19 protein-coding genes are annotated in these 24160 nt (G+C 65.2%); 12 read left to right on the top strand and 7 right to left on the bottom strand.

The features are described 5' to 3' along the window. Positions 1–75 precede the first annotated feature (75 nt). From B5Y19_RS22075 to B5Y19_RS22065, 3 genes are all read right to left on the bottom strand, one after another. Positions 76–858: an inositol monophosphatase family protein gene (locus B5Y19_RS22075; RefSeq protein ID WP_055730385.1), complete on the bottom strand. Its 783-nt coding sequence runs from the start codon at positions 856–858 to the stop codon at positions 76–78. Further along, entirely contained in the window at positions 858–1856 is a 999-nt protein-coding gene (gene iolG / locus B5Y19_RS22070; protein ID WP_079592110.1) for an inositol 2-dehydrogenase, read from the bottom strand. Before iolG ends, B5Y19_RS22075 begins: the two co-directional genes overlap by 1 nt. Before the next feature lie 61 nt (positions 1857–1917). Further along, a complete protein-coding gene (locus B5Y19_RS22065; protein ID WP_055730387.1) occupies positions 1918–2718 on the bottom strand; it encodes an SDR family oxidoreductase in 801 nt (266 codons plus the stop codon). Positions 2719–3192: 474 nt separating this feature from the next. Here B5Y19_RS22065 and B5Y19_RS22060 point away from each other — a divergent pair, with 474 nt between their 5' ends. The 5 genes from B5Y19_RS22060 to B5Y19_RS22040 all read left to right on the top strand — a co-directional run bounded on the left by B5Y19_RS22060 (position 3193) and on the right by B5Y19_RS22040 (position 10219). Then, positions 3193–4980 carry a peptide ABC transporter substrate-binding protein gene (locus B5Y19_RS22060; protein WP_079592108.1) on the top strand — a complete coding sequence of 596 codons (1788 nt, stop codon included), beginning with the start codon at positions 3193–3195 and terminating at the stop codon, positions 4978–4980. 149 nt (positions 4981–5129) lie between these two features. Beyond that, on the top strand, positions 5130–6089 hold the full coding sequence (locus tag B5Y19_RS22055) for an ABC transporter permease (protein ID WP_055730389.1): 960 nt from the start codon (positions 5130–5132) through the stop codon (positions 6087–6089). Then, the gene (locus B5Y19_RS22050) at positions 6055–6996 is read left to right on the top strand and encodes an ABC transporter permease (protein WP_055730390.1); all 942 of its coding nucleotides are present in this window, start codon (positions 6055–6057) and stop codon (positions 6994–6996) included. The genes B5Y19_RS22055 and B5Y19_RS22050 overlap by 35 nt, the downstream gene beginning before the upstream one ends. Before the next feature lie 17 nt (positions 6997–7013). Next, the gene (locus tag B5Y19_RS22045; protein WP_139384517.1) at positions 7014–8864 is read left to right on the top strand and encodes an ABC transporter ATP-binding protein; all 1851 of its coding nucleotides are present in this window, start codon (positions 7014–7016) and stop codon (positions 8862–8864) included. 269 nt (positions 8865–9133) lie between these two features. Next, positions 9134–10219, top strand: coding sequence for a YeiH family protein (locus tag B5Y19_RS22040; RefSeq protein ID WP_079592139.1), 1086 nt, complete (start codon positions 9134–9136; stop codon positions 10217–10219). 148 nt (positions 10220–10367) lie between these two features. On the opposite strand, the gene B5Y19_RS22035 is transcribed toward B5Y19_RS22040, so the two are convergent. The 4 genes from B5Y19_RS22035 to B5Y19_RS22020 all read right to left on the bottom strand — a co-directional run bounded on the left by B5Y19_RS22035 (position 10368) and on the right by B5Y19_RS22020 (position 16119). After that, a complete protein-coding gene (locus B5Y19_RS22035) occupies positions 10368–11063 on the bottom strand; it encodes a L,D-transpeptidase family protein (protein WP_079592107.1) in 696 nt (231 codons plus the stop codon). Positions 11064–11220: 157 nt separating this feature from the next. Beyond that, complete coding sequence (locus B5Y19_RS22030; protein WP_079592106.1) at positions 11221–12774, bottom strand: TerC family protein; 1554 nt, start codon at positions 12772–12774, stop codon at positions 11221–11223. 152 nt (positions 12775–12926) lie between these two features. Further along, on the bottom strand, positions 12927–14966 hold the full coding sequence (locus tag B5Y19_RS22025) for an NAD(+) synthase (RefSeq protein ID WP_079592105.1): 2040 nt from the start codon (positions 14964–14966) through the stop codon (positions 12927–12929). A gap of 142 nt (positions 14967–15108) precedes the next feature. Then, on the bottom strand, positions 15109–16119 hold the full coding sequence (locus B5Y19_RS22020; RefSeq protein ID WP_079592104.1) for an NAD-dependent epimerase/dehydratase family protein: 1011 nt from the start codon (positions 16117–16119) through the stop codon (positions 15109–15111). Positions 16120–16452: 333 nt separating this feature from the next. Here B5Y19_RS22020 and B5Y19_RS22015 point away from each other — a divergent pair, with 333 nt between their 5' ends. From B5Y19_RS22015 to B5Y19_RS21985, 7 genes are all read left to right on the top strand, one after another. Beyond that, complete coding sequence (locus B5Y19_RS22015) at positions 16453–17799, top strand: nucleotide sugar dehydrogenase (protein ID WP_079592103.1); 1347 nt, start codon at positions 16453–16455, stop codon at positions 17797–17799. Between the two features lie 37 nt (positions 17800–17836). Beyond that, positions 17837–18775 (top strand): Gfo/Idh/MocA family oxidoreductase, encoded by a 939-nt coding sequence (locus B5Y19_RS22010; protein ID WP_079592102.1) that lies wholly within the window; start codon positions 17837–17839, stop codon positions 18773–18775. A 3-nt stretch (positions 18776–18778) separates the two neighbouring features. After that, positions 18779–19381, top strand: a complete 603-nt coding sequence (locus B5Y19_RS22005) for an acyltransferase (protein ID WP_280174393.1) — start codon at positions 18779–18781, stop codon at positions 19379–19381. Continuing rightward, a complete protein-coding gene (locus B5Y19_RS22000) occupies positions 19381–20538 on the top strand; it encodes a DegT/DnrJ/EryC1/StrS family aminotransferase (protein WP_079592101.1) in 1158 nt (385 codons plus the stop codon). The genes B5Y19_RS22005 and B5Y19_RS22000 overlap by 1 nt, the downstream gene beginning before the upstream one ends. Continuing rightward, a complete protein-coding gene (locus B5Y19_RS21995) occupies positions 20535–21635 on the top strand; it encodes a glycosyltransferase family 4 protein (protein ID WP_079592100.1) in 1101 nt (366 codons plus the stop codon). The genes B5Y19_RS22000 and B5Y19_RS21995 overlap by 4 nt, the downstream gene beginning before the upstream one ends. Before the next feature lie 141 nt (positions 21636–21776). After that, positions 21777–22970 (top strand): glycosyltransferase, encoded by a 1194-nt coding sequence (locus B5Y19_RS21990; RefSeq protein ID WP_079592099.1) that lies wholly within the window; start codon positions 21777–21779, stop codon positions 22968–22970. A 234-nt stretch (positions 22971–23204) separates the two neighbouring features. Next, positions 23205–24152, top strand: coding sequence for a glycosyltransferase family 2 protein (locus B5Y19_RS21985; protein ID WP_079592098.1), 948 nt, complete (start codon positions 23205–23207; stop codon positions 24150–24152). Positions 24153–24160: the final 8 nt, after the last annotated feature.

The raw sequence follows: 24160 nt of genomic DNA, 5'->3' as shown, positions 1-24160 counted from the left end.
TTCTATGTCCGGTTCTTGTGACTGCCGTGAAACTGAGACGAATGCTCGCGAAAGATCAATGAAATACGGCGCCGGCTAAGCGATTCCTGTGATCTCCCTCAGCACAGGAGCCAATTCCGGCGTGCAGCACAGGACGGGGTTGCCCTTGGCGATGCCCTCGCCGGCGAAGAAGTCGTTGAGATGGGCCCCCGCCTCGCCGGCGATGACGAGGCCGGCAGCGACATCCCAGGCATTGATGTGCAGCTCGGCATAGGCATCGCTCGAGCCATTGGCGACATGGCAGAGGCCGAGCGTGCCCGAGCCGCCGCGCTTCATCGCGGCGCCCGCCGTGTAGCCGCGTTCGATCACCTTCAGGTAGTTCTGCGCGGGAATGCGGGTCGACCATCCCAATTCGACCGAGGCGCGGGCGATATCGGCCGCACCGGAGACCTTGATCGGATCTCCGTTCAGGGTCGCGCCAGCGCCACGCCGCGCCGCATAAAACTCGCCCAGGGCCGGCGCCGCAACGACGCCGATTTCCGGCTTGCGGTTCGCGAGGAAGCCGATGGAGATGCACCAGTTGCGGTCGCCATGGGCGAAATTGGCGGTGCCGTCGATCGGATCGAGGATCCAGACGGCGTCCGAAGCCTCGCCGCCACCCTCCTCGCCGATGACAGTGTCGTTCGGGAAGAGTTCCGAAAGCCGGCGGCGCAGGAAATCCTCGACCTTGCCATCGGCGACGGTCAGCCAGTCCTGCGCGCCCTTCATGGTGATGCCGAGGGACTCGCGCTTGTTGAAATAGCCGAGCGCCAGATGGCTCGCCTCGGCCGCGAGGCCGAGAGCCGCGTAATAGCGCAGATCGCGCTCCGCCGGAGTCATCACTTGCCCCCCAGATCGACGCGGACGGGCTTGCCGGTCTGCGCGGATTCGGTCGCGGCATCGGCCAGGATCTGCGCCTTCAGCCCGTCGAGGCCGGTCGGCGAGGCGGCCGCCTTGCCCTGGCAGGCGGCGATGAAGGCGTCGAGCTCGGCGCGATAGGCGGCGGCGTAGCGCTCCAGGAAGAAATTCTGCACCGGATCGGCCCGGAAGCCCTGTCCGGTCGCGATCTCGACGGTGGTCTCATGGATGTTGCCGGCGCGCAGCATACCCTTCGAGCCGTGGACTTCGATGCGCTGGTCGTAGCCATAGGTCGCGCGGCGCGAATTCGAGATCTGGGCGATCCGGCCCGAAGCCGTCTTCATGATCACGGCGGCGGTGTCGACGTCGCCGGCCTCGCCGATCGCCTTGTCGACGAGGGCGGAGCCGAGCGCGAAGACCTCGACCGGATCCTCGGCCAGGAGGAAGCGCGCCATATCGAAATCATGGATCATCATGTCGCGGAAGAGCCCGCCGGAGCGCCTGACGTAATCGACCGGCGGCGGCGCGGGATCGCGCGAGATCACGGTGACGAGCTCGATCGCGCCGGCCTCGCCCGCGCGCAGCCGCTTCTCCAGCGCGGCGAAATTCGGATCGAAGCGGCGGTTGAAGCCGATCATCAATGGCTTGCCGGACTTCTCGACCGTCGCGAGGCAGCGGCGGATGCGGGCGGCGTCCAGATCGACCGGCTTCTCGCAGAACACGGCCTTGCCGGCCGAGACCGCCTGCTCGATCAGATCGGCATGGGTGTCGGTCGGGGTGCAGATCAGCACGGCATCGATCGCCGGATCGGCGAGGATCGCCTCGGCGCTCGCGGCCTTGGCGCCGGCAGCGGCGGCGAGCGAGGCGGCAGCCTCCGGCACAGCGTCGGTGACGGCGACCAGCTCGGCATCGCCGCGCGCGGCGACGTTCAGCCCGTGGATGCGCCCGATGCGGCCGGCGCCCAGCAATCCGATCTTCATGGTCGTCTTCTGTCCTATGATCTGGTCCGGCAGCCGTCCTGCTGCGATTATGGCCGGCGCGCTAGTCGTGCGCGCCGAGAATATTCTGGTCGAAATCGATATTGGCGCCGGTCATCAGCCCGGATTCGGCCGAGGCCAGATAGGCGACGGCCTTGGCGACCTCGCGCGGATCGATCAGCCGGCCGAAGGGCTGGCCGGCAGCCGCCTCCTCCAGCCAGTCGTCCTTAGCGTCGTGGCGCAGCTTCATGATCGCGTCCTCGCCCGGCGTCGCCATCCAGCCGATATTGAGGCCGTTGACGCGGATCCGGTGTTTGAGCAGCCCATAGGCAGCGTTCTTCGTCAGCACGGCAAGCGCGCCCTTCGAGACGCTGTAGGCCGAGAGGAAGGGCTGGCCGCCATGCGCGGACATCGACTGGATGTTGACGATTGTGCCCTCGATGCCCTGCCGGCGCATCAGCTCGGCCGTATCCTGGATCAGGAAGAAGGGCGCGCGCAGATTCACCGCCATGATGCGCTCGTAGAGCTCGGGCGTGGTGTCGAAGATGCTGCCGCGGTCGGTATCTCCGGCGGCATTGACCAGAATGTCGAGCCGTCCGAAGGCGAGCTCCGCCGCCGGGACGATCTGTTGCACCGACTTCATGTCGGCGAGATCGGCGCGGTGGAACCGGGCGTCGCAGCCGGCGGCACGCAGGCTTTCCGCCACGGCCTCGCCGCGCGCCGGGTTGCGCCCGGTCAGCAGCAGCGAGCGCAGGCCGCGATCGGCGAATTCGCGGGCGATCGCCTCGCCCAACCCCTGGCTCGCGCCAGTGACGAGGGCGACCTTGCCGTCGAGATCACGGCCGAAGGGACTGGCTTGCGGCAAGGGTCCTGCCTCCCGGAAACGGCAGGAATGGTTCAGGCTTCCCGCTTCGTGGAACAAACATTCCATTCTTGGCACGAACGAGTCAAGCGCTCCCGCGGGCGACGCGGCGGGAGTCATCGCGAGCGCGCAATGGCCTCCGCCCGTTCGGCGAAGATTGAGTTGAAGATCGCGCGGGCGCTCGCGCGCGAGGCCAAACCCGGCGCCCCGGGGCAGCGGCGGCGGCCGCGACGTTCTTAACGGAAAGAAAACTGTCGTCTTCGCCGGACGAGCGGAATAAAGTTGCAAAACGCAGGCAAATCGAGGCAAATTCGTTCAAATGCCTCCGAGTTTTCGGGCGTGGCTCCGCTGCGAGCGCGGATTTGCCCTGCGCTGCACAGTTGACGCCTTCGTTGGCACATGCCTTGCTGCGGCCATCAACGAGAACACGGCGCGAAGGTGCCGGGGATGTATTTTGTTTGAAGGTGGAGGCTATCAATGAATGAGCAGGAAATCCGCGGACTCGTCGCGGATGTGAAGGAAGGCACGCTGTCGCGTCGCTCCTTCATCAAGAGAATGGCGGCTGTCGGCATCGCCGCGCCGCTGGCGAGCCAGATCCTCGCCTGGAACGACGTCGCGATGGCGAATGCCACGCTCGACTACAAGCCGACCAAGGCCGGCGGCGGTGGCCCGCTCAAGATGCTGCTCTGGCAGGCCCCGACCCTGCTGAACCCGCATTTCGCCTCGGGCACCAAGGACCAGATCGCCTCGCGCATCTTCTACGAGCCGCTCGCCGGCTGGGACAAGGAAGGCAACCTCATTCCGCAGCTCGCCGCCGAAGTCCCGAGCAAGGCCAATGGCGGCCTGTCGGAAGACGGCACGGTCGTGGTCTGGAAGCTGAAGCAGGGCGTGAAGTGGCATGACGGCAAGCCGCTCACGGCCGATGACGTCGTCTTCACCTGGGAATATGCAGCCGATCCGGCGACCGCCGCCTACACCACCGGCGCCTACAAGGACATCAAGGTCGAGAAGGTCGACGACTTCACCGTCAAGGTGGTCTTCGCGGAGCCGACGCCGTTCTGGGCCGACCCCTTCGTCGGCGTCGCCGGCATGATCATCCCGAAGCACCATTTCGGCGAGTACAAGGGCGCCAAGTCGCGCGAGGCCCCGGCGAACCTCAAGCCGGTCGGCACCGGCCCCTACAAGTTCGCGGAGTTCAAGCCGGGCGACATCCTGACCGGCACCCGCAACGAGAACTACCACGTCGCGAACCGGCCGCATTTCGACACGCTCGAGGTGAAGGGCGGCGGTGACGCGGTCTCGGCGGCCCGTGCGGTGCTGCAGACCGGCGAATACGACTACGCCTGGAACCTGCAGGTCGAGGACGAGGTCCTCAAGCGCATGGAGACCGGTGGTCGCGGCCGGATCAGCGCGGTTCCGTCTGGCGACATCGAGTTCATCATCCTGAACACGACCGATCCCTGGACCGAGGTCGATGGCGAGCGCTCCAGCGTCAAGACCAAGCACCCGACCCTGTCGGACCCGGCGGTGCGCCAGGCGATCAACCTGCTGATCGACCGCGACTCGATCCAGAAGTTCATCTATGGCCGCGGCGGCACCGCGACCGCGAGCTTCGTCAACGAGCCCAAGCAGTTCAAGTCGCCGAAGCTCAAATACGAGTTCAACATCGACAAGGCCAACAAGATCCTCGAGGAGGCCGGCTGGAAGAAGGGCTGGGGCGGCGTCCGCGAGAAGGACGGCAAGAAGCTCAAATACGTCTTTCAGACCTCGATCAACGCCCCGCGCCAGAAGGTCCAGGCCATCGTCAAGCAGGCCTGCCAGCGCGCCGGCATCGATCTCGAGCTGAAGTCGGTCACGGCCTCGGTGTTCTTCTCGTCGGACGTCGCCAACCCCGACACCTACACCAAGCTGTATGTCGACATGGAGATGTACACGACGACGCAGCCGCAGCCTGATCCGGAGCGTTTCCTCAACCAGTTCGTCTCCTGGGAGATCGCCAACAAGGAGAACAAGTGGCTGGGCCGCAACGTCTCGCGCTACTCCGATCCGGCTGCCGACGAGGCCTACAAGGCCGCCCAGAAGGAGCTCGACCCGGCCAAGCGCGCCGCGCTGCTGATCAAGGTCAACGAAATCTTCTGCGAGGCCAACGTCATCCTGCCGATCCTGTCGCGCACCCGCGTGGCGGCATCGACGACCAACCTCTCGCATGACCACAGCGGCTGGGACGTCGACAGCTGGAACATCGCGGCCTGGTATCGCAGCTAAGCCAAGATACGCCCCTCGCGGCGCATCGCGCGCCGTGAGGGGTTGACAATCGCACCGGCTCCCCTCTTTCAGCCAGCAGGCCGCAAGGGGCGGCCGGCTGCAACCGGTTTTCCGTTCGCGGCTCCGCCGCGCACATAGAGAAGTTCTTCATGGCGACATATCTGATACGGCGGCTGCTTATCGCCATCCCGAGCCTGCTCGGCATCAGCGTGATTCTGTTCACGGTCCTGGCGATGGCGCCGGGCGACCCCTTTTCGGAAATGGCGACGAATCCCAACGTCCCACCCGAGGTGCGCGAGGCGCTGCGCGCCAGCTTCGGCCTCAACGACCCGATCATGGTGCGCTATCTGCGCTGGCTCAGCGCGATGGCCCAGGGCGACTGGGGCTTCTCCTTCGCCAGCCGCATCAATGTCGACGACCTGATCCTGCAGCGCCTGCCGACCACGCTCTTCGTCGTCGGCTCGTCGCAGATCCTGGCACTGTGCGTCGCGCTGCCCGTCGGCATCTACGCGGCGACCCGGCCCTATTCGGTCTTCGACCAGATCGCCAACACGCTGGCCTTCGTCGGCTTCTCGCTGCCGACCTTCTTCACCGGCCTGCTCTTCATCCTGATCTTCTCGGTGTCGCTGGACTGGTTCCCCTTCGTCTATCGCTCCGACATCGCCGCCACCGGCTGGCGCTGGTACTGGGAGATGTTCCGCCAGGCGATCATGCCGATCACCGTGCTCGGCCTGTTCCAGGCGGCCTCCTACACCCGCTATGTCCGCTCGGCCGTGCTCGACGTCATCCGGCTCGACTACGTCACCACGGCGCGCGCCAAGGGCCTCAGCGAGCGCAAGGTCACGCTTCGGCACATCACGCGCAACGCGCTGATCCCGGTCGTGACGCTGGTCGCGCTGCAGATGCCCGCCGTGTTCGGCGGCGCGCTCGTCACCGAGCAGATCTTCCGCGTGCCCGGCATCGGCTCGCTGCTGATCGACGCGATCCTCGCCAACGACACGCCTGTGATCATGGCGGTGACCTTCGTCTTCTCCTGCCTGGTCGTCTTCTTCAACCTCATCGCGGATATTCTTTATGGCTGGCTCGACCCTCGCATCTCCTTCAGCTGAGCCGGCTGCAGGCGCTGCTGTGAGCCAGGTCTCGGTCTCGCCCGGGCGCGAGACCTGGCGCCGCTTCCGACGCCACCGCCTGGCCATGGCCAGCACGGTGGTGCTCGCCCTGATGATCATCGGCGTCGTCGTCGGCCCCTGGCTCTGGCCGGTCGCGATCAACGACATCGACTTCTCGGCGCAGCTCCAGGGTCCGTCCTGGTCGCACCCGTTCGGAACCGACGACCTCGGCCAGGATATCCTGGCGCGGATGATGTATGGCGGGCGCATCTCGCTCGCCGTCGGTCTCGCCGCGATGGTGGTGGCGACGATCGTCGGCGTCCTGATCGGCGCCTTCGCCGGCATGTCGCGCAAATATGCCGACCCCGTGCTGATGTGGGTGACGGACCTGTTCCTGTCGCTGCCGCAGCTGCCGCTGCTGCTGCTGATCATCTATCTGTTCCGCGAGCAGCTGAAGGCCGTGTTCGGCGTCGAGGGCGGCGTCTTCGTGCTGATCGTCATCGTCATCGGCGGCCTGCGCTGGATGCCGGTGGCCCGGCTGGTGCGCGCCCAGTTCCTCTCGCTGCGCGAGAAGGAATTCGTCGAGGCAGCCCGCGCCCAGGGCGCGACCAAGCTGCGCCAGATGACGCGCCACATCCTGCCCAACGCCCTCGGCCCCGTCATCGTCGCCTCGACGATCGAGGTCTCTTCGGCGATCATCGCCGAATCGACCCTGTCCTTCCTTGGCCTCGGCTTCCCGCCGGACATCCCCACCTGGGGGCGCCTGCTGTTCGACGCCAAGGACCAACTCGACACCGCCCCGCACTGGGCCCTGTTCCCGGGCGCAGCCATCTTCCTGACCGTGCTGTCGATCAACTTCATCGGCGACGGTCTGCGTGACGCCCTCGACCCACGCCGCGTGATCTGACCAGAGAAGGACCCGAAATGACTTCACCGATCCTGTCGGTTTCGAACCTCTCGACCTCCTTCCGTGTGGAAGGCCAGTGGAAATCGGTCGTTCGCAACATCTCCTTCGACATCAAGCCGAAGGAAACGCTGGCGGTCGTCGGCGAATCCGGCTCCGGCAAGAGCGTGACCGCGCTCTCGATCATGCGGCTGACCCCTCCCGGCTCGAGCAAGATCGAAGGCTCGATCAAGCTGAACGGCAAGGAGCTGCTGACGCTGCCGGATGCGGATATGCGCCACATCCGCGGCAACGAGATCGCGATGATCTTCCAGGAGCCGATGACCTCGCTGAACCCGGTGCTGACCATCGGCTTCCAGATCGCCGAGGCGCTGATCCTGCATCGCGGCCTGTCGCGCTCCGAGGCCGAGGCCGAGACGATCCGCCTGCTGGAGAAGGTCCGCATCCCGGCGGCGAAATCGCGCTTCCACGAATATCCGCACCGCTTCTCGGGCGGCATGCGCCAGCGCGTGATGATCGCGATGGCGCTGGCCTGCAAGCCGAAGCTCCTGATCGCCGACGAGCCGACCACCGCGCTCGACGTGACGATCCAGGCGCAGATCCTCGAGTTGATCAAGACGCTGCAGGACGAGGAGGGCATGTCCGTCCTCTTCATCACCCATGACATGGGCGTCGTCGCCGAGATCGCCGACCGCACCGTCGTCATGTACAACGGCGACGAGATCGAGACCGGCAACACCGAGGACATCTTCGCCCGCCCGCAGAAGCCCTACACCAAGGCGCTGCTCTCGGCCGTGCCGAAGCTCGGCTCGATGATCGGCAAGGGGCGCCCGATGCGCTTCCCTGTCGTCGACCGCACCACCGGCGAATCCGACGTGCCGGCGGAGGTGCCCGACACCGTCCAGGCGGCGGAGCGCCCGGTCCTCGAGGTCGCGGGCCTGACCACCCGCTTCGAGATCCGCTCGGGCCTGCTCTCCTCGGTCAAGGGACGGGTGCACGCCGTCGAGAACGTCTCCTTCAGCCTGAAGGCCGGCGAGACGCTGGCGCTGGTCGGCGAGTCCGGTTGCGGCAAGTCGACCACCGGCCGCTCCGTGATGCGCCTGATCGAGCCCATGGCGGGTTCGGTGCTGCTCGATGGCGTCGACGTGCTGAAGCTCAGCCAGCATGACCTGCGCGAGCAGCGCAAGCGCATGCAGATGATCTTCCAGGATCCGTTCGCGTCGCTCAATCCGCGCATGAATGTCGGCGCCGCCATCGCCGAGCCGCTGCTGATCAACGACCTCGCCAACCGCTCGGAAGCGCGCGACAAGGTCGCTGACCTGCTGAAGCGCGTCGGCCTGTCGCCCGACATGGCCAACCGCTTCCCGCACGAGTTCTCGGGCGGCCAGCGCCAGCGCATCTGCATCGCCCGCGCGCTCGCGGTGGAGCCGCGGCTGATCGTGGCGGACGAGGCGGTCTCGGCGCTCGACGTCTCGGTGAAGGCGCAGGTGGTCAACCTGATGCTCGACCTGCAGGCGCGCATGGGTCTGGGCTATCTCTTCATCTCGCACGACATGGCGGTGGTGGAGCGTGTCAGCCACCGCGTCGCGGTGATGTATCTCGGCGAGATCGTCGAGATCGGCCCGCGCGAGGCGATCTTCCAGAACCCGCAGCACCCCTACACCAAGCGGCTGCTCGCGGCGGTGCCGATCGCCGATCCGGCGCGGCGCCTGCAGAAGCGCCCGGTCTCCAACGACGAGATCAAGAGCCCGGTCCGCCCGGCCGACTACGTCCCGCCGGTGCGCCAGTATCGCGAAGTCTCCCCTGGCCACGCCGTGATGATCTGGGGCGAGGAATGGGAGAAGAAGGAGCCGACCGCCGTCGCGGCCTGAGCCCTTCGGAGCCGGAAACGATCAGCCCGCGGCGCGAGCCGCGGGCTTTTCTGTTGGGTGGCGCTGAAGACCCCCCAAGGGTCGGGGAAGCAGTCATCGTGCACGCCGCGCTTGGAGCAGCCCGGAGGCGACCACCTACGCGTTCGGTGTGGAAGGCTTCTCCGGGACACCGTTCGATCAGATCGAACATACCCATCGAAACAACGCGATAGACAGCATAATTCTTCTCCGACTAGGTCAGCGGTGAAGAAGGTTCTCCTATGGTCGATATGCATTCTCCCGCTCCCCTGCCCACGCCGTACAGCTCCGCCTTGAAGGCAGCGGGGCGCATCCTGCCGGGCTTGGCCCTCTGTGCAGGCATCAGCGCACTGGCCTTCGCGCTGGAACATCTCGAAGCCGTTGCCACGGGCCGCGCCTGGCTCGAAGCCCTGGTGTTGGCGATCCTGATCGGCACCGCCATCCGCACGGTCTGGACACCCTCCGAGCTCTGGCGGCCGGGCATCGCCTTCTCGGCGAAGATGGTTCTGGAAATCGCCATCGTGCTACTCGGCGCATCCCTGAATGTAGCGATGATCATCGCAGCCGGACCCGCTCTGCTTGTCGGTATCGCGGCGGTGGTGTCGGTGGCGCTGGTCTCCAGCTTCCTGTTGGGCCGGGCGCTGGGGCTGCCGAAGCGCATGGCTACCCTGGTCGCCTGCGGCAACTCGATCTGCGGCAACTCCGCCATCGCCGCCGTTGCGCCGGTGATCGGCGCCGACGGCAAGGACGTCGCCGCCTCCATCGCCTTCACCGCGGTGCTGGGCGTGCTGGTCGTGCTCGGGCTGCCGCTTCTCGTCCCGCTGCTCAGCCTGAGCGAGACCCAGTACGGCGTGCTCGCGGGGCTCACCGTCTATGCCGTGCCGCAGGTCCTTGCCGCGACGGCGCCGGTTGCTGCCGCCAGTGTGCAGATCGGGACTCTCGTCAAGCTCGTCCGCGTCCTCATGCTGGGGCCCGTCGTGCTCGCGCTCTCGATCCTGGGACACAGGTTGCGGGAAGACCAGGGCGAGGGCGGCAAGCACGGCGCCATGCCGGCATCGCGACGCGTGGCCGTCAACAAGCTCGTCCCCTGGTTCATCATCGCCTTCCTGGGCATGGCGGCGTTGCGCAGCCACGGCCTCGTCCCGGAGGTGGCGCTTGCCCCCATCGCCAAGACCGCGACCGTCCTCACCATCATCTCGATGGCGGCCCTGGGTCTCGGCGTCGATGTTCGCGTCGTTGCCAGAGCTGGCGGGCGGGTCACTGCCGCGGTCACCCTATCCCTGGTCGCCCTGACGGCCGTCAGCCTCGGCCTCATCCTCCTGCTGGGCATCAGCTGAGCGCGGCGGCCGGACCGCAAGCCGTCGGAGGCTTTTGCTGCCTCGCCCGCCTCTGCCCGTCCGAGGCTCGAAACGATCAGCCCGCGGCGCGAGCCGCGGGCTTTTTCATGGGCGTCGGATATCCAGACGAATCGAGAGCGGGCGGGGGTCAGGCCGCCAGCACGACCACCTTGGTCTTGACCGGCGTCTGGTCGTACAGGTGGATCATGTCCGGCGTGAGCAGGCCGATGCAGCCGCTGGTGATGCCGTTACCGATCGATTCCGCGTCGAGGGACGCATAGATCGTGTAGAGCGTGTAGGCGCCGTTCTGGTAGAGATGCAGCGTACGGGCGCCGAGCGGGTTGTCGAGGCCGCCAGGCATGCCGCGGGCATATTTGGCTGCCTCGGGCTGGCGCTTGATCATCTCCTTCGGCGGGGTCCAGGTCGCCCATTCGGACTTGCGCCCGACATAGGCGTCGCCCTTCCAGCGGAAGCCGTCGCGGCCGACATTCGCGCCGTAGCGGGTCGCGGTTCCGTCGCCCTCGATGCGGTAGACATAGTAGTTCGCCGGATCGACGATGATCGTGCCGGGCGCTTCCTTGCTGTCATAGGCGACCGTGCGGCGGTAATATTTCGGGTCGACCTTGCTGACGTCGATCGCCGGGATCGGGAATTTCTCATTGGGCATCGGCCCGTAGAGCTTCTGCGCCTCGGCAAGGCTCATACCGTCACCGGCGCAGCCGGCCAGCCCCAGCGCACCAACGCCGACGGCCGAACCGGCCAGAAACGACCGGCGACTGATCAGCCCTGACCGAAGCCGAAGCGCATCCGCGCCGGCATCGGCAATGCTACCGTCCATGTTCATGATTGGCAGTTCCTATGTCCTATTGCCCGACGAGGGGGCGCCCGGCCAACACTCGCTGAACATCCTTAAGGAAACCAGATTGCCGTCACATGGCCCGGCTGGCAAGCGCAAGGCTTCCGCAGCGCGAAGTCCGTCATGCGTCACTGTTTTGGCCGTTTCAGCCAATCTGATCAACCAGCGCCCTGAAGCGCAGGGCGACGATCCGGCGGTTTGCGACGTCGACGACCTCTACGTCCCAGGCTCCGATCCGAACGCTTTCGCCGCGTTCCGGCAGATGGCCGAGATTGGTCAACACGAGGCCCGCTGCGGTGCTCACGTCGGCCTGCTGCGGGAAATCGCTCTGGAACGCCTGCTTGAGCTCATCAATCGGGGTGCGCCCGTCGACAAGCCAGCTTCCATCCGTGCCAGCACTGACATAAGGCACTTCCTCGCCCGCCAGCTCAGGCAGATCACCGGCAATCGCCACGAGAATGTCGGTGGGCGTGACCACGCCTTCGAAGGAACCGTGCTCGTCGATGACGATCGCCATATGGACCGATGACGCCTGGAACTGCTCCAGCAGCGACGGTATGGGGGCGGTCTCGATCACGTAGATCGGCTGCCGAGCCAGCTTGGCAAGCTCCAAGGGCAGCCCTCCGACATCGAGCAGATCCTTGGCATGCAACACGCCGACGATCTCGTCGGCGCCGCGAAACAGCGGAAACCGCGACCGGCCGCTGTCCCGGACCGTGCGCAAGATTTCGTCGATCGAATCCTCGATGTGAAGCTGCACCACGTCAACACGCGGAATCATGATGGACCGGACAGGGCGGTCCGCCAGTGTCAGGATCCGCTCGATCATCGAGCTCTCCTGCGCCGTGAAGGCGGGCTGGTCACCTTCGGTCGAGACCAGGGCGGCCATTTCCTCCGGGCTCCGGCCGTCCTGGTGGCCGCCGCGCAGCAGGCGGAGCACGGCCCCGGCCGTGCGGCTGCGTAGATCCATCGTCGACACGCGGCGCACGACGTTGCGGCGGCCGATTTGGTTCGCAGCCTCGATCAGGATCGAGAACCCGATCGCCGCATAGAGATAGCCTTTGGGAATGTGGAAACCGAGCCCTTCAACAACCAGGCTGAACCCGATCATCAGAAGGAAGCCGAGGCACAGGATGACGACGGTCGGATGGCGGGAGACGAAGGCCATGAGAGGCTTGCTCGCCAGCATCATGACGCCAACCGCGGCAATCACGGCCACCGCCATGATCGACAGCTCACGCACCATCCCCACCGCCGTTATGACGCTGTCGAGAGAGAAGACCGCGTCCAGAACCACGATCTGCGCGATGACGTGCCAGAAAACAGCGTTTGCAGCGCCGCTCTGCTCGTGGCCATGCCGCCCTTCGAGGCGCTCGTGCAGCTCCATCGTTCCCTTGAAGATGAGGAACACGCCTCCGACGATCAGAATGACGTCACGCCATGAAATTTCGGTGCCGAGCGCGGTGAAGAGCGGCTGCGTGAGCGTGACGATCCAGGCGACCGAGGCCAGCAACGCAAGGCGCATGACAAGCGCCAGCGACAGGCCAGCCAGGCGGGCCTTCTCCCGTTGATGCTCCGGAAGCTTGTCGGCGAGGATCGCAATGAAGACGAGATTGTCGATGCCGAGGACGATCTCAAGAACGATCAGGGTGAGCAGCCCCGCCCAAGCCGCGGGATCAGCCATCCATTCGAAGATCATCAGCGATCACGGGCCTGAGGCCCCGCCTCCTCGTCATCAAGCTTGCAGGTCGCAAGCGCCCGACGGATAGCGGGCGCCGCTGATAAAATCCAGCGTGGCGGCGCCCCGTAGCCGGAGGGTGGAAGTCGTCTCCGCGCGCCAAACCTCTCCGCTCAGTCGGGAATCCGCTCCCAATCCTTGAGCCAGGGCGCGGCGGAAGCATCGCTCGGCGCGCGCCAGTCGCCACGCGGCGAGAGCGAGCCGCCGGAAGAGACCTTCGGCCCGTTCGGCAGGGCCGAGCGCTTGAACTGGCTGGTCTCGAAGAAGCGGCGGATGAAGACGCCGAGCCAGCGCTTGATCACCGGCAGGTCATAGGCGATGCGCTTGTCCGGCTCCATATTGGGCGGCCAGGTGCCGGCAGCGGCATCGCGCCAGGCATGCTCGGCGAGGAAGGCGATCTTGCTCGGCCGGAAGCCGTAGCGCGTGGTGTAATACAGGTTGAAGTCCTGCAGCGCGTAGGGGCCGACGAAATCCTCCGTCTTCTGCGCCGGCTTGTCGCCCTCGCCGGGCACCAGCTCGGGCGAGATCTCGGTCGCGAGGATGTCGAGCATCACCGCCGCGGCTTCCGGTCCGAAGCGGCCGGACTGCGCCACCCAACGGATCAGGTGCTGGATCAGCGTCTTCGGCACCGAGCCGTTGACGTTGTAATGCGACATGTGATCGCCGACGCCATAGGTGCACCAGCCGAGCGCCAGCTCCGACAGATCGCCGGTGCCCATGACCAGCGCATTGTGCCGGTTGGCGAGGCGGAACAGCACCGAGGTGCGCGCGCCGGCCTGGACGTTCTCGAAGGTCACGTCGTAGAGCGGCTGCCCCTGCGCGAAGGGATGGCCGATATCGATCAGCATCTGCCGGCAGGCCGGCGTCATGTCGATCTCCTCGGCGCTGACGCCGAGCGCCCGCATCAGCCGCCAGGCATTGTCCTTGGTGCCCTTGCTGGTGGCGAAGGCCGGCAGCGTATAGGCGAGGATGTTCTCGCGCGGCAGCCCGAGGGCGTCGAAGGTATGGGCAGCGACGATCAGCGCCTGCGTCGAATCGAGGCCGCCGGAGACGCCGATCACCACCTTGTCGAGCCGCGTGCTCTCCAGCCGCTTGCGCAGGCCGTGCGACTGGATGTTGTAGGCCTCGAAGCAAAGCTCGTTCAGACGCGCATCGTCGCTCGGCACGAAGGGGAAGCGCTCGACCGCCCGCGCCAGGCCGATATCCGTCTGACGGTCGGGCTCCAGCGCGAAGGCGACGCGGCGGAAGCCGAGCCGGTCGCGGTTCGCATCGGCGCTGTCGCCGAAGGTGTTCTGGCGGATGCGGTCCATCGCCAGCCGCTCGAGATCGATATCGGCGAAGATCAGCTGCGGCTCTTCGGCGAAGCGCTCGGCCTCGGCCAGCAGCGCGCCGTTCTCGTAGATCATCGCCTGGCCGTCCCAGGCGAGGTCGGTGGTGGATTCGCCGGCGCCGGCAGCGGAATAGGCATAGGCCGCGATGCAGCGCCCGGAATGGGCCTTGCAGAGCGCATGGCGCCAATCCGACTTGCCGATGGTGACGTTCGAAGCCGAGAGATTGAGGAGCACCGTTGCGCCGGCAAGCGCCGCGAAGGAGCTCGGCGGGATCGGCGTCCAGACATCCTCGCAGATCTCCATATGGACGACGAGCTCGGGCATATCGGACGCCGCGAGCAGGATATCGGTGCCGAAAGGCACCTCCTGGCCGCAGAGATCGACATAGAGGGCCCCTGCCCGCTCGCCCGAGGCAAACTGGCGGCGCTCGTAGAATTCGCGGTAATTCGGCAGATATGTCTTGGGCACTGCGGCGAGGATGCGCCCGCGATGGATCGCGACGGCGCAGTTGAACAGCCGCCCCTCGACGCGCAGGGGCGCGCCGACCACGGCGACACAGCCGAGGCTGCGGCTCTCCTCGACCAGCGTCGCCAGCGCGGCACGCACGCCATCGAGCAGCGCGTTCTGCTGCAGCAGGTCGTCGATCGCATAGGCGCTGAGGCCAAGCTCCGGGAACAGGCAAAGCGATGCGCCGCCCTCGGCCGCCCGCCGCAGCATCGCGCCGGTCTCCGCCACGTTGAAGGCCGGATCGGCCACCTTGAGCCGCGGCGCGGCGCAGGCAATCCGGACGAGGCCATGCGCGTGGATGTTGCGGAAACTCATCGAGGCTCCATCGGGCTCGGGCGCCGAAGAGGCGGTGCGTCGCTTATCGCGCAGGCGGCGCCCCAGGGGCAAGGTTCGTCGGGGCTGGCGGGAGAATGCCATGCTGGCTCCTGCAGGCCCGGGCCCCGGCCAGTTCCGCAGCTCAGACGCGATAGAACTCGCGGAACCAGGCGACGAAGCGCGGAATCCCGACCTCGATCGGCGTATCCGGCCGGAATTCGACCGCTGCTGCGAGATCCGCGACATCGGCATAGGTCGTCGGCACATCGCCTGGCTGCGCCGGCAGGTGACGCCTGATCGCCTTGCGGCCGCAGGCCGCTTCGACCACGTCGATGAAGTGCGAGAGCGCCACCGGGGTGTGATTGCCGATGTTGTAGATGCGCCAGGGCGCTGCGGACGTCGCCGGATCGGGACGTTTGTGATCGAAGGCAGGGTCAGCGGCAGCGGGTTGCGCGGCGAGGCGCACGATCGCCTCGCAGATATCGTCCACATAGGTGAAGTCGCGGCTCATCTGCGCTTCGGCATAGACGTCGATCGGCTCGCCCGCGAGGATTGCCTTGGTGAATTTGAAATAGGCCATATCCGGCCGGCCCCAGGGCCCATAGACCGTGAAGAATCGCAGGCCCGTCGTCGGTATGCCGTAGAGATGGGCATAGGAATGCGCCATCAGCTCGTTCGCCCGCTTGGTCGCCGCATAAAGGGAGATCGGGTGGTCGGCCCCATCGTGCTCGCTGAACGGCACCTTCGCATTGGCGCCGTAGACCGAACTGGACGAGGCATAGACGAGGTGGCCGACCTGGTGCCGGCGGCTGGCTTCCAGCACAGAGAGAAAGCCGTCGAGATTGGCGCTGGCATAGGCGCGCGGATTCTCGAGCGAGTAGCGAACCCCCGCCTGTGCCGCCAGATGGATGATCGCGTCCGGACGGAACGCGCCGATCGCAGCATCGAAGGCATCGTGATCGGCGATGTCGATCTGCTCGAAGGAAAAGCCGTTGCGGCCGACGAGCTTGGCGAGGCGCGCCTGCTTCAGCGCTGGATCATAATAGGGAACGAGCGCATCGACGCCCATGACTTCGACGCCGCGATCCAGCAGCGCCTCGGCAACGTGAAGACCGATGAAGCCGGCAGCTCCCGTCACGACGACACGGTTCAACGGTAGACTCTGGTTCAACGAAGCACCCACGAAAAAACGTCGCGACTGTTCTCATCGCAACTCGCCGGGGGCGGTGGCAAGAGACCAGGCAGGGAAACAACCGTGCTGCGCGCCGACCGGACAACAACGAGACGCGGGCGCAGACCGGAATCTGGACGCGGGCCGCATCCTGCGCTACTGCCAGAAAAATGCCAGCGCGACTGTTCCCCGCAAGCGATTCAGGCAGAAATTGGGCCGCGCATATCCGCAAATCACCTTGACAGGTCGCATCTAAAGCTGTGTGACCCATGCAACCTCTTTAGAGCCAGTCTCATCATTCCCAACAGGCGTTTCATGAGTGAGATCGACGACCAGACGATGAGCGCGCTCGTTCAGCGTGTGCGTGACCGCAGTTTCCGGATCGGCATCATCGGCCTCGGCTATGTCGGCATCCCGCTGGCACTGACGGCCTGCAAGGCCGGCTTCCCGGTCGTGGGCTTCGACATCGACGCCCGGCGCGTCGACCAGATCAATCGCGGCGAAAGCTTCATCAAGCACATCCCGACCGAGGCCATCGCTTCCGCCATCAAGGAACAGCGTTTCCGCGCAACCACCGACTTCGATGAGCTGCGCGACGTCGACGCCATCATCATCGCCGTGCCGACGCCGCTGACCAAGCATCGCGAACCGGACCTCAGCTATGTCGAGGCGACGGCCCGGGCGATCGCGCCGCGCCTGCGCAAGGGCCATCTCGTCGTGCTCGAATCGACGACCTGGCCGGGCACGACCGACGAGGTGATGCGCCCGATCTTCGAAGCCACGGGCCTGAAGAGCGGCTCCGATTTCTACCTCGCCTTCTCGCCCGAGCGCGAGGACCCCGGCAATCCCGACTTCGGCACCTCGACCATCCCGAAGGTCGTCGGCGGCGACGGCGCCGCGGCGCTCGAGCTGGCGAACGCCGTTTACAGCGCGCTGGTGGTCAAGACCGTGCCGGTCTCCTCCTCGGCCACGGCCGAAGCCGTCAAGCTCACCGAGAACATCTTCCGCGCCGTCAACATCGCGCTCGTGAACGAGCTCAAGGTGATCTACGGCAAGATGGGCATCGACGTCTGGGAGGTGATCGATGCCGCCAAGACCAAGCCCTTCGGCTTCATGCCGTTCTATCCGGGCCCTGGCCTCGGCGGACACTGCATCCCGATCGACCCGTTCTACCTGACCTGGAAGGCGCGCGAGTTCGACGTCACCACCCGCTTCATCGAGCTCGCCGGCCAGATCAACACCGCCATGCCGCATTGGGTGGTGGACCGGATCGCCGAGGCGCTCGACCGCCAGCAGGGCCGCGGGCTCAACAAGGCGAAGATCCTGGTGATGGGCATCGCCTACAAGAAGAACATCGACGACATGCGCGAGAGCCCCTCGCTGCGCCTGATCGAGCTGCTCGAGGAGCGCGGCGCCACGGCCGACTATCACGACCCGCATGTACCGGTGATCCCGCCGACCCGCGAGCACGCGAACCTGACCGGCCGCGCCTCCGCCGCGCTGACGCCGGAGACAGTGAAGGGCTACGACGCCGTGCTGATCGCGACCGATCACGACGCGGTCGACTACAAGGCGCTGGTCGCTGCCGCGCGCCTCGTCGTCGACACCCGCAATGCCTGCGCCAAGGCCGGACTGACGGCCGAGAACATCGTCAAGGCCTGAGCCAGGACGCTCCCCGGGAAACGCCAGAGAACACATCATGACGTCATTCGCGCTGATCGGTGCTGCCGGCTATATCGCGCCTCGCCACATGAAGGCGATCAAGGCCGTCGACGGAGACCTCAAGGTCGCCTTCGACCCCAATGATTCCGTGGGGATCATCGACAGCCACTTCCCGCAGGCGCATTTCTTCACCGAATTCGAGCGCTTCGACCGGCATGTCGACAAGCTGCGCCGCCGTGGCGATCGCATCGACTATGTCAGCATCTGCTCGCCGAACTACCTGCACGACGCCCATATCCGCTTCGGTCTGCGCGCCGGCAGCGACGTCATCTGCGAGAAGCCGCTCGTCCTCAACCCGTGGAACATCGACGGGCTAATCGAGATCGAGCGCGACTCGGGCCGCAAGGTCAACACGATCCTGCAGCTGCGCCTGCACCCGGCGATTCAGGCGCTCAAGGAGCGCGTCGCCACCTCGAACGTGCGCCATGCGGTCGACCTGACCTACATCACCTCGCGCGGCCGCTGGTACCACGCCTCCTGGAAGGGCGACGATGCCAAGTCCGGCGGCGTCGCCACCAATATCGGCGTCCATTTCTTCGACATGCTCGCCTATGTCTTCGGCCCGCTGCAGTCGCAGACGGCGAACCTGCGCGAAGGCAAGCGCGCCGGCGGCCTGCTCTCCTACGAAAAGGCCGATGTGCGCTGGTTCCTCTCGGTCGACGCCAATGACCTGCCCGACAGCGTCAAGGGCCAGAAGACGACCTATCGCTCGATCACGATGGACGGCGAGGAGGTCGAGTTCTCGGACGGCTTCACCGACCTGCATACCCGCAGCTACGAGGAGATCCTCGCCGGCAAGGGCTATGGGCTCGAGGATGTTCGCTTTTCGATCGAGGTCGTCTCGCAGTTCCGGCACGCGCCAGTCGTGAGCGCCGGCGAGACGCACCCCTTCGTCGCCAAATACCTCAAGGGCTGAACCATGGCCGGTGCGTCGCAGATGCGGGAAGACCCGCGCTTTCCCGGCGCGCTGATCCATGAGAGCGCCTATGTCGACGAGGGCGCGACGCTCGGTGCGGGCACCAAGGTCTGGCATTTCGTGCATGTGCTCGGCCAGACCACGATCGGCAAGGACTGCGTGCTCGGCCAGAACGTGATGGCCGGGCCGCGCGTGACGATCGGCGACGGCTGCAAGATCCAGAACAATGTCGCGCTCTATGACGGTGTCGAGCTCGAGGCCGACGTGTTCTGCGGGCCGTCCTGCGTCTTCACCAACGTCAACAACCCGCGCGCCTTCATGAACCGCAAGGCCGAGTTCCGCCGCACCCTGGTCAAACAGGGCGCGAGTATCGGCGCCAATGCGACCATCGTCTGCGGCCACACGCTCGGCGCGTATTGCTTCATTGCGGCCGGCGCGGTGGTGACCAGGGACGTGCCGGACTATGCTCTGATGGCCGGCGTGCCGGCGCGCCGGATCGGCTGGATGAGCAAGGCGGGCGAGCGTCTAGGCCCGGACCTGACCTGCCCGCTGACCGGCACGCGCTATCGGGAAACCGGTTCGGAGCATTTGGAGGAGATTGCCTGATGAGCGAGCGTCCCGCGATCGAGTTCATCGACCTCAAGGCCCAGCGCCAGCACATCGGCAAGGCCATGGACGAGGCCATCCTCAAGGTCGTCCATGACGGCAACTACATCCTCGGCCAGCAGGTCCAGCAATTCGAGACCGAGCTCGCCGCCTTCTGCGGGGCGAAGCATGCGATCGGCGTCGCCAACGGCACGGACGCGCTGATCCTCGTGCTGGAAGCGCTCGGCATCGGCCCCGGCGACGCGGTGATCTGCCCGAGCTTCACCTTCGCCGCCACTGCGGAAGTCGTCGCCTGGATGGGCGCAACGCCCGTCTTCGCCGAGATCGACGAGGCGACCTACAATATCGACCCGAAGGGGCTCGCCGCAGCCCTGGAGACGACGAAGCAGCACAAGCTCACGCCCCGTGCCCTGATCACCGTCGATCTCTTCGGCCAGGCCTGCGACTACGAGCCGATCGAGGCTTTCTGCAAGCAGAACGGCCTCGTCCTGATCTCCGACTCGGCGCAGGGCTATGGCGCCCGCTACAAGGGCCGCGTCGCCGGCGCGATCGGCGATTTCGCCACGACCAGCTTCTTTCCGGCCAAACCGCTCGGCTGCTATGGCGACGGCGGCGCGATCCTCACCGACAGCGACGAGCACGCGGCACTGCTGATGTCGCTGCGCTTCCACGGCAAGGGCTCGTACAAATACGACAACATCCGCGTCGGCGTGAATTCGCGGCTCGATACCATCCAGGCCGCCGTGCTGATCGAGAAGCTCAAGGTCTATGCCGAGGAGATCGAGAAGCGCCAGGTCGTGGCCCGCCGCTACACCGCGGCGCTCAAGGACCTCGTCGTCACGCCCCATGTCATGCCGGATTGCGTCTCGACTTGGGCCCAGTACACGATCCGCGTCGATGCCGATCGCCGCGACGCCTTCCAGGCGGCGCTGAAGGCCAAGAGCGTGCCGACGAGCGTCTATTATCCCAAGCCGCTGCACCAGCAGACCGCCTACAAGCACTTCCCCGTCGCCGGAAACGGCCTGCCGATCTCCGAGCGCGTGGCACAGGAGGTCGTCGCGCTGCCGATGCATCCCTATCTCGACGAAGAGACGCAGGACTACATCATCGCGCAGGTCCTGGAGGCTCTGGCGGAGCCGGCGGCCGCCGTGGCATGAACCGGCCGCTGCGGCTGGCTTATCTCTCTCTCGAGACGCCGAGGCCTGGTCAGGCCTCGCAGACGCATATCGACGAGATCATCGCCAGCCTCAGGGATTGCGGCTGGCAGATCGAGCTTTTCGCCACCACGCGTGGCGGAGCGAGCGCGCGCAGCTCCTTCCTGCAAAGGCTGCTCGACTATGGCCGGGTGCAGTTCTCTCTGCTGTGCCGGCTGCACGAGTTCGACGCGATCTTCGTCCGCTCGCATTTTATGGCGCTGCCCCTCGCTCTCGCGGCGCATTGGCGCAAGCTGCCGATCGTCCAGGAGATCAACGGAAAGCCGGCCGATATCGGCGTCACTTATCCGGCTCTGAAGCCGTTCTCGGCGCTCTTCTCCTGGCTCTACCGGGCGCAGTATCGGCGGGCCGCGCATCTCCTGGCCGTCACGCCCGGGCTCGCCGACTGGGCCAAGGTTTTCGCGGGCCATGGCCGCGTCAGCCTTGTTTCCAACGGCGCCAATACCGCACTGTTCAAGCCGGAGGGACCGACCGGCCCCGTCGAGGGACGCTATGTCGTCTTCGTCGGCGGGCTCGTCGCCTGGCACGGCATCGGCACCATGCTCGCCGCCCTGAAGGAACCGGACTGGCCCGCCGACCTGCGGCTGGTCATCGTTGGCGACGGCATCGAGCGCGACAAGGTTGAAAACGCCCTCTCCGACCCGCGGCTCGTCTGGCTCGGCCGGCAGCCCTATGACGCCGTTCCCGCCATCCTTCGGGGCGCCCTAGCGGCCCTGTGTGTGATCGAGAACCAGGACGGCCGCTCCTCCTCCGGCGTGGCGCCGCTGAAACTCTTCGAGGCCATGGCCTGCGGCATCCCTGTCATCGCCAGCGACCTGCCCTTCCAGGCCGATCTCGTCCGTGAGGCTGCTGCCGGGACGATCGTACCGCCTGGCAATCCCCGCGCAATTGCCGCAGCAGTTCGAACGCTCAGCGCGGCTACGGACAAGGCTAGCGAATTGGGCAGTAACGGTGCAGGCTTTGTTGATCGTGAGGCCAGCTGGCAGCAGCGTGGTGCCCAGATCGATCGTATTCTACTAGCGACGCTACCAGCCGACTGAATCGCCTCCATACTAAACGCTGCCGCGAAATCCGCACGATCGAATTTTGTACATCCTGGCCTAAACCCCGGCCGATAAGCAATCTCTATTCGGAAGAAGTGATATGAAGACTACCGTCAAACCTCTGGAGCCGCCCTCTCTGTGAATAACCATAACGTGCGGGCGCTGCGTATTGCGGTGCTATCCTACACCGCAATTGCGCGCGACTATCGAGTTGTTCGTACGCTGGAGACACTATCAGCGCTGGGCCATGACGTAACCGCAATCGGCTTCGGCGAGGCCCCCGCCTTGCCTGTCGCGATGATTCGTCTTCCCGACCCGCCGGGGCGCACCATCCAAAGGCTCACAGTCGCTGCAACCCAGTTCCCGGCCAACCTGATGCCCGCCTCAGCTCCGCTGCTGCACATGTTGGTGCCGCAGCACCGCGCCGCTCGCGCCGCCCTGCTCTCTCTGCGTCCCGACATCGTCCACGCCAACGACTGGCAGGCCTTGGTCGCAGCCAATGCCGTGAAACGCGCAGCCGGCACGCGCATCGTCTATGACAGCCACGAAATGGCGAGCGAGGAACACGCCGACAACAAGCTCTGGCGGCTGGTAGCCCAGAAGCACACGCGCGCGATCGAGGCGCGGTACATTCGGGTTGCCGATGCCGTGGTCACCGTGAGCGATGGCATCGCCCACACTCTTAAGCAGCTTTATGGCCTGCCCGCCCGCCCGGTCGTGATCGGCAACGCTCCGGCCTACCAATCCGTGACACCTGCTCCGCCTGGCATGCCGATACGCCTGCTCTTCCACGGAATCATGAAGCGAGCTCGCGGGATCGAACCCTTGATTAAGGTCATGCCGCTCCTCCCCCAATATCAACTAACGCTGCGGGGAGGCGGTGCTTCGCGCTATCTTCAACAGCTCCAGCAGCTCGCTGCCGCCTCCGGTGCCGGTGACCGCATTGTCTTTGAGCCGAGCGTACCGTACGACGCCGTCATTCGGGCCGCTGCGAACGCTCATGTAGGCGTCTTCTGTGCCCCGCGCGATACAGGGCAAGGTCGCTACGCTATGCCGAACAAGATCTACGAGTATCTTATGGCGGGGTTGGCAGTGCTCGTCGCCGCCGATACCGATCTCGCCAAGCTGGTTACTCAATACCAGTGCGGGCTGGTTACTACCGATGCGACACCAGAGGCTATCGCCGCCGCCCTCGCAGCGCTCGATCCAGATAAACTGGCGATTATGCGCGCCAATGCGCTCATCGCAGCGCGCCAACTCTGCTGGGAACAGGAGCGGACCAAGCTGCTTGCTCTCTATGATTGGCTCGCGGAGCCGGATCGATTGCACTAGTTGGGTCGAATGCGACGCTGTAGCCCGTTGCCTTACAGCAAGCCGGTTTGATCCTATCAGAAGTGTCGCCCGTCCGGGGTCGATAACGCCATCGGCTCTCGCTTGCGAGCTTCGTTCGAGTTTGTTGCAAGAACACGTGAATGTCGGCGCTAATCTTGAACCCCCCCAATTTCTGTGCAATCAAAGCGCGCCTTTGCCTACGCCGCCCGCCCCTTCGAGAAAAGTAATCTTCCAATGTACAAAAATAAGACTGTTTGTGTCGTTGTGCCGTGCCACAATGAAGAGACGCAGATTGGTAAAGTTGTTTCGACAATGCCGGATTTGGTGGACAAGATCGTTATCGTCGACGACAAGAGCAAGGATCGCACTGTTGCTATCGTAGAGGAGCTCGCCGCCACAAATCCGAAGATCGTTCTGATCCAGCACGAGGAAAACCAGGGCGTCGGCGGCGCCATTGCCTCTGGCTACAAGTGGGCCCGCGATAACGATCTGGATGCGGCGGTCGTCATGGCTGGCGACGCGCAGATGGACCCGGCCGATCTGCCAAACTTGCTCGATCCAGTTTTTGATGAAGGCATCGACTACTCCAAAGGGAACCGACTGATCTGGCGCGGCTCCTACCGACTGATTCCGAAGCGCCGCTTCTTCGGCAACTCGGTCCTCTCGCTGTTGACCAAGATCGCCTCTGGTTATTGGCACGTAGCCGACTCGCAGACAGGTTATACTGTCGCTAACAAGGCAGTGCTTCAGACACTCGACTGGGATAATATGTACAAACGTTACGGACAGCCGAACGACGTATTAATCAAACTTAACATCGATAATTTCCGTGTCCGCGACGTCCCCATTCGCCCAGTTTATGGCGTCGGCGAAGTCAGCGGCATTAAAATCCGCCGAGTAATCTTTACAATTTCGAACGTTCTTGTTCGCGGATTTCTTAACAGATTGTGGGAGAAATATATCGTCCGCGACTTTCATCCACTAATATTCTTCTACACACTTGGCGTATTGATGCTTCTCCTCAGCGCCTTCATGTTCCTGCGCGTAATCGGGCTTTGGGCTGTCGAAGGATCCGCCCCGCCGATGTCATCCATGGCGATGCTGTTCGCGTTCTCGACGGCCATGCAGTCGATCTTCTTCGCTATGTGGTTCGACATGGACTCCAATAAGCACCTACGCTGACGAAAGTC

This window comes from Allobosea thiooxidans (genome assembly GCF_900168195.1).
Lineage (GTDB): Bacteria > Pseudomonadota > Alphaproteobacteria > Rhizobiales > Beijerinckiaceae > Allobosea > Allobosea thiooxidans.
Note: the sequence above shows the minus strand (reverse complement) of the source record. Positions and strands in the feature narration are given on the sequence as shown.

Coding starts and splice junctions, on each gene's coding strand:
- B5Y19_RS22035 (WP_079592107.1), bottom strand. CDS start 11,063: ATGAACATGGACGGTAGCATTGCCGATGCCGGCGCGGATGCGCTTCGG.
- B5Y19_RS22030 (WP_079592106.1), bottom strand. CDS start 12,774: ATGATCTTCGAATGGATGGCTGATCCCGCGGCTTGGGCGGGGCTGCTC.
- B5Y19_RS21995 (WP_079592100.1), top strand. CDS start 20,535: ATGAACCGGCCGCTGCGGCTGGCTTATCTCTCTCTCGAGACGCCGAGG.
- iolG (WP_079592110.1), bottom strand. CDS start 1,856: ATGAAGATCGGATTGCTGGGCGCCGGCCGCATCGGGCGCATCCACGGG.
- B5Y19_RS22060 (WP_079592108.1), top strand. CDS start 3,193: ATGAATGAGCAGGAAATCCGCGGACTCGTCGCGGATGTGAAGGAAGGC.
- B5Y19_RS22015 (WP_079592103.1), top strand. CDS start 16,453: ATGAGTGAGATCGACGACCAGACGATGAGCGCGCTCGTTCAGCGTGTG.
- B5Y19_RS22055 (WP_055730389.1), top strand. CDS start 5,130: ATGGCGACATATCTGATACGGCGGCTGCTTATCGCCATCCCGAGCCTG.
- B5Y19_RS21985 (WP_079592098.1), top strand. CDS start 23,205: ATGTACAAAAATAAGACTGTTTGTGTCGTTGTGCCGTGCCACAATGAA.
- B5Y19_RS22050 (WP_055730390.1), top strand. CDS start 6,055: ATGGCTGGCTCGACCCTCGCATCTCCTTCAGCTGAGCCGGCTGCAGGC.
- B5Y19_RS22025 (WP_079592105.1), bottom strand. CDS start 14,966: ATGAGTTTCCGCAACATCCACGCGCATGGCCTCGTCCGGATTGCCTGC.
- B5Y19_RS22040 (WP_079592139.1), top strand. CDS start 9,134: ATGCATTCTCCCGCTCCCCTGCCCACGCCGTACAGCTCCGCCTTGAAG.
- B5Y19_RS22075 (WP_055730385.1), bottom strand. CDS start 858: ATGACTCCGGCGGAGCGCGATCTGCGCTATTACGCGGCTCTCGGCCTC.
- B5Y19_RS22010 (WP_079592102.1), top strand. CDS start 17,837: ATGACGTCATTCGCGCTGATCGGTGCTGCCGGCTATATCGCGCCTCGC.
- B5Y19_RS22005 (WP_280174393.1), top strand. CDS start 18,779: ATGGCCGGTGCGTCGCAGATGCGGGAAGACCCGCGCTTTCCCGGCGCG.
- B5Y19_RS22045 (WP_139384517.1), top strand. CDS start 7,014: ATGACTTCACCGATCCTGTCGGTTTCGAACCTCTCGACCTCCTTCCGT.
- B5Y19_RS22000 (WP_079592101.1), top strand. CDS start 19,381: ATGAGCGAGCGTCCCGCGATCGAGTTCATCGACCTCAAGGCCCAGCGC.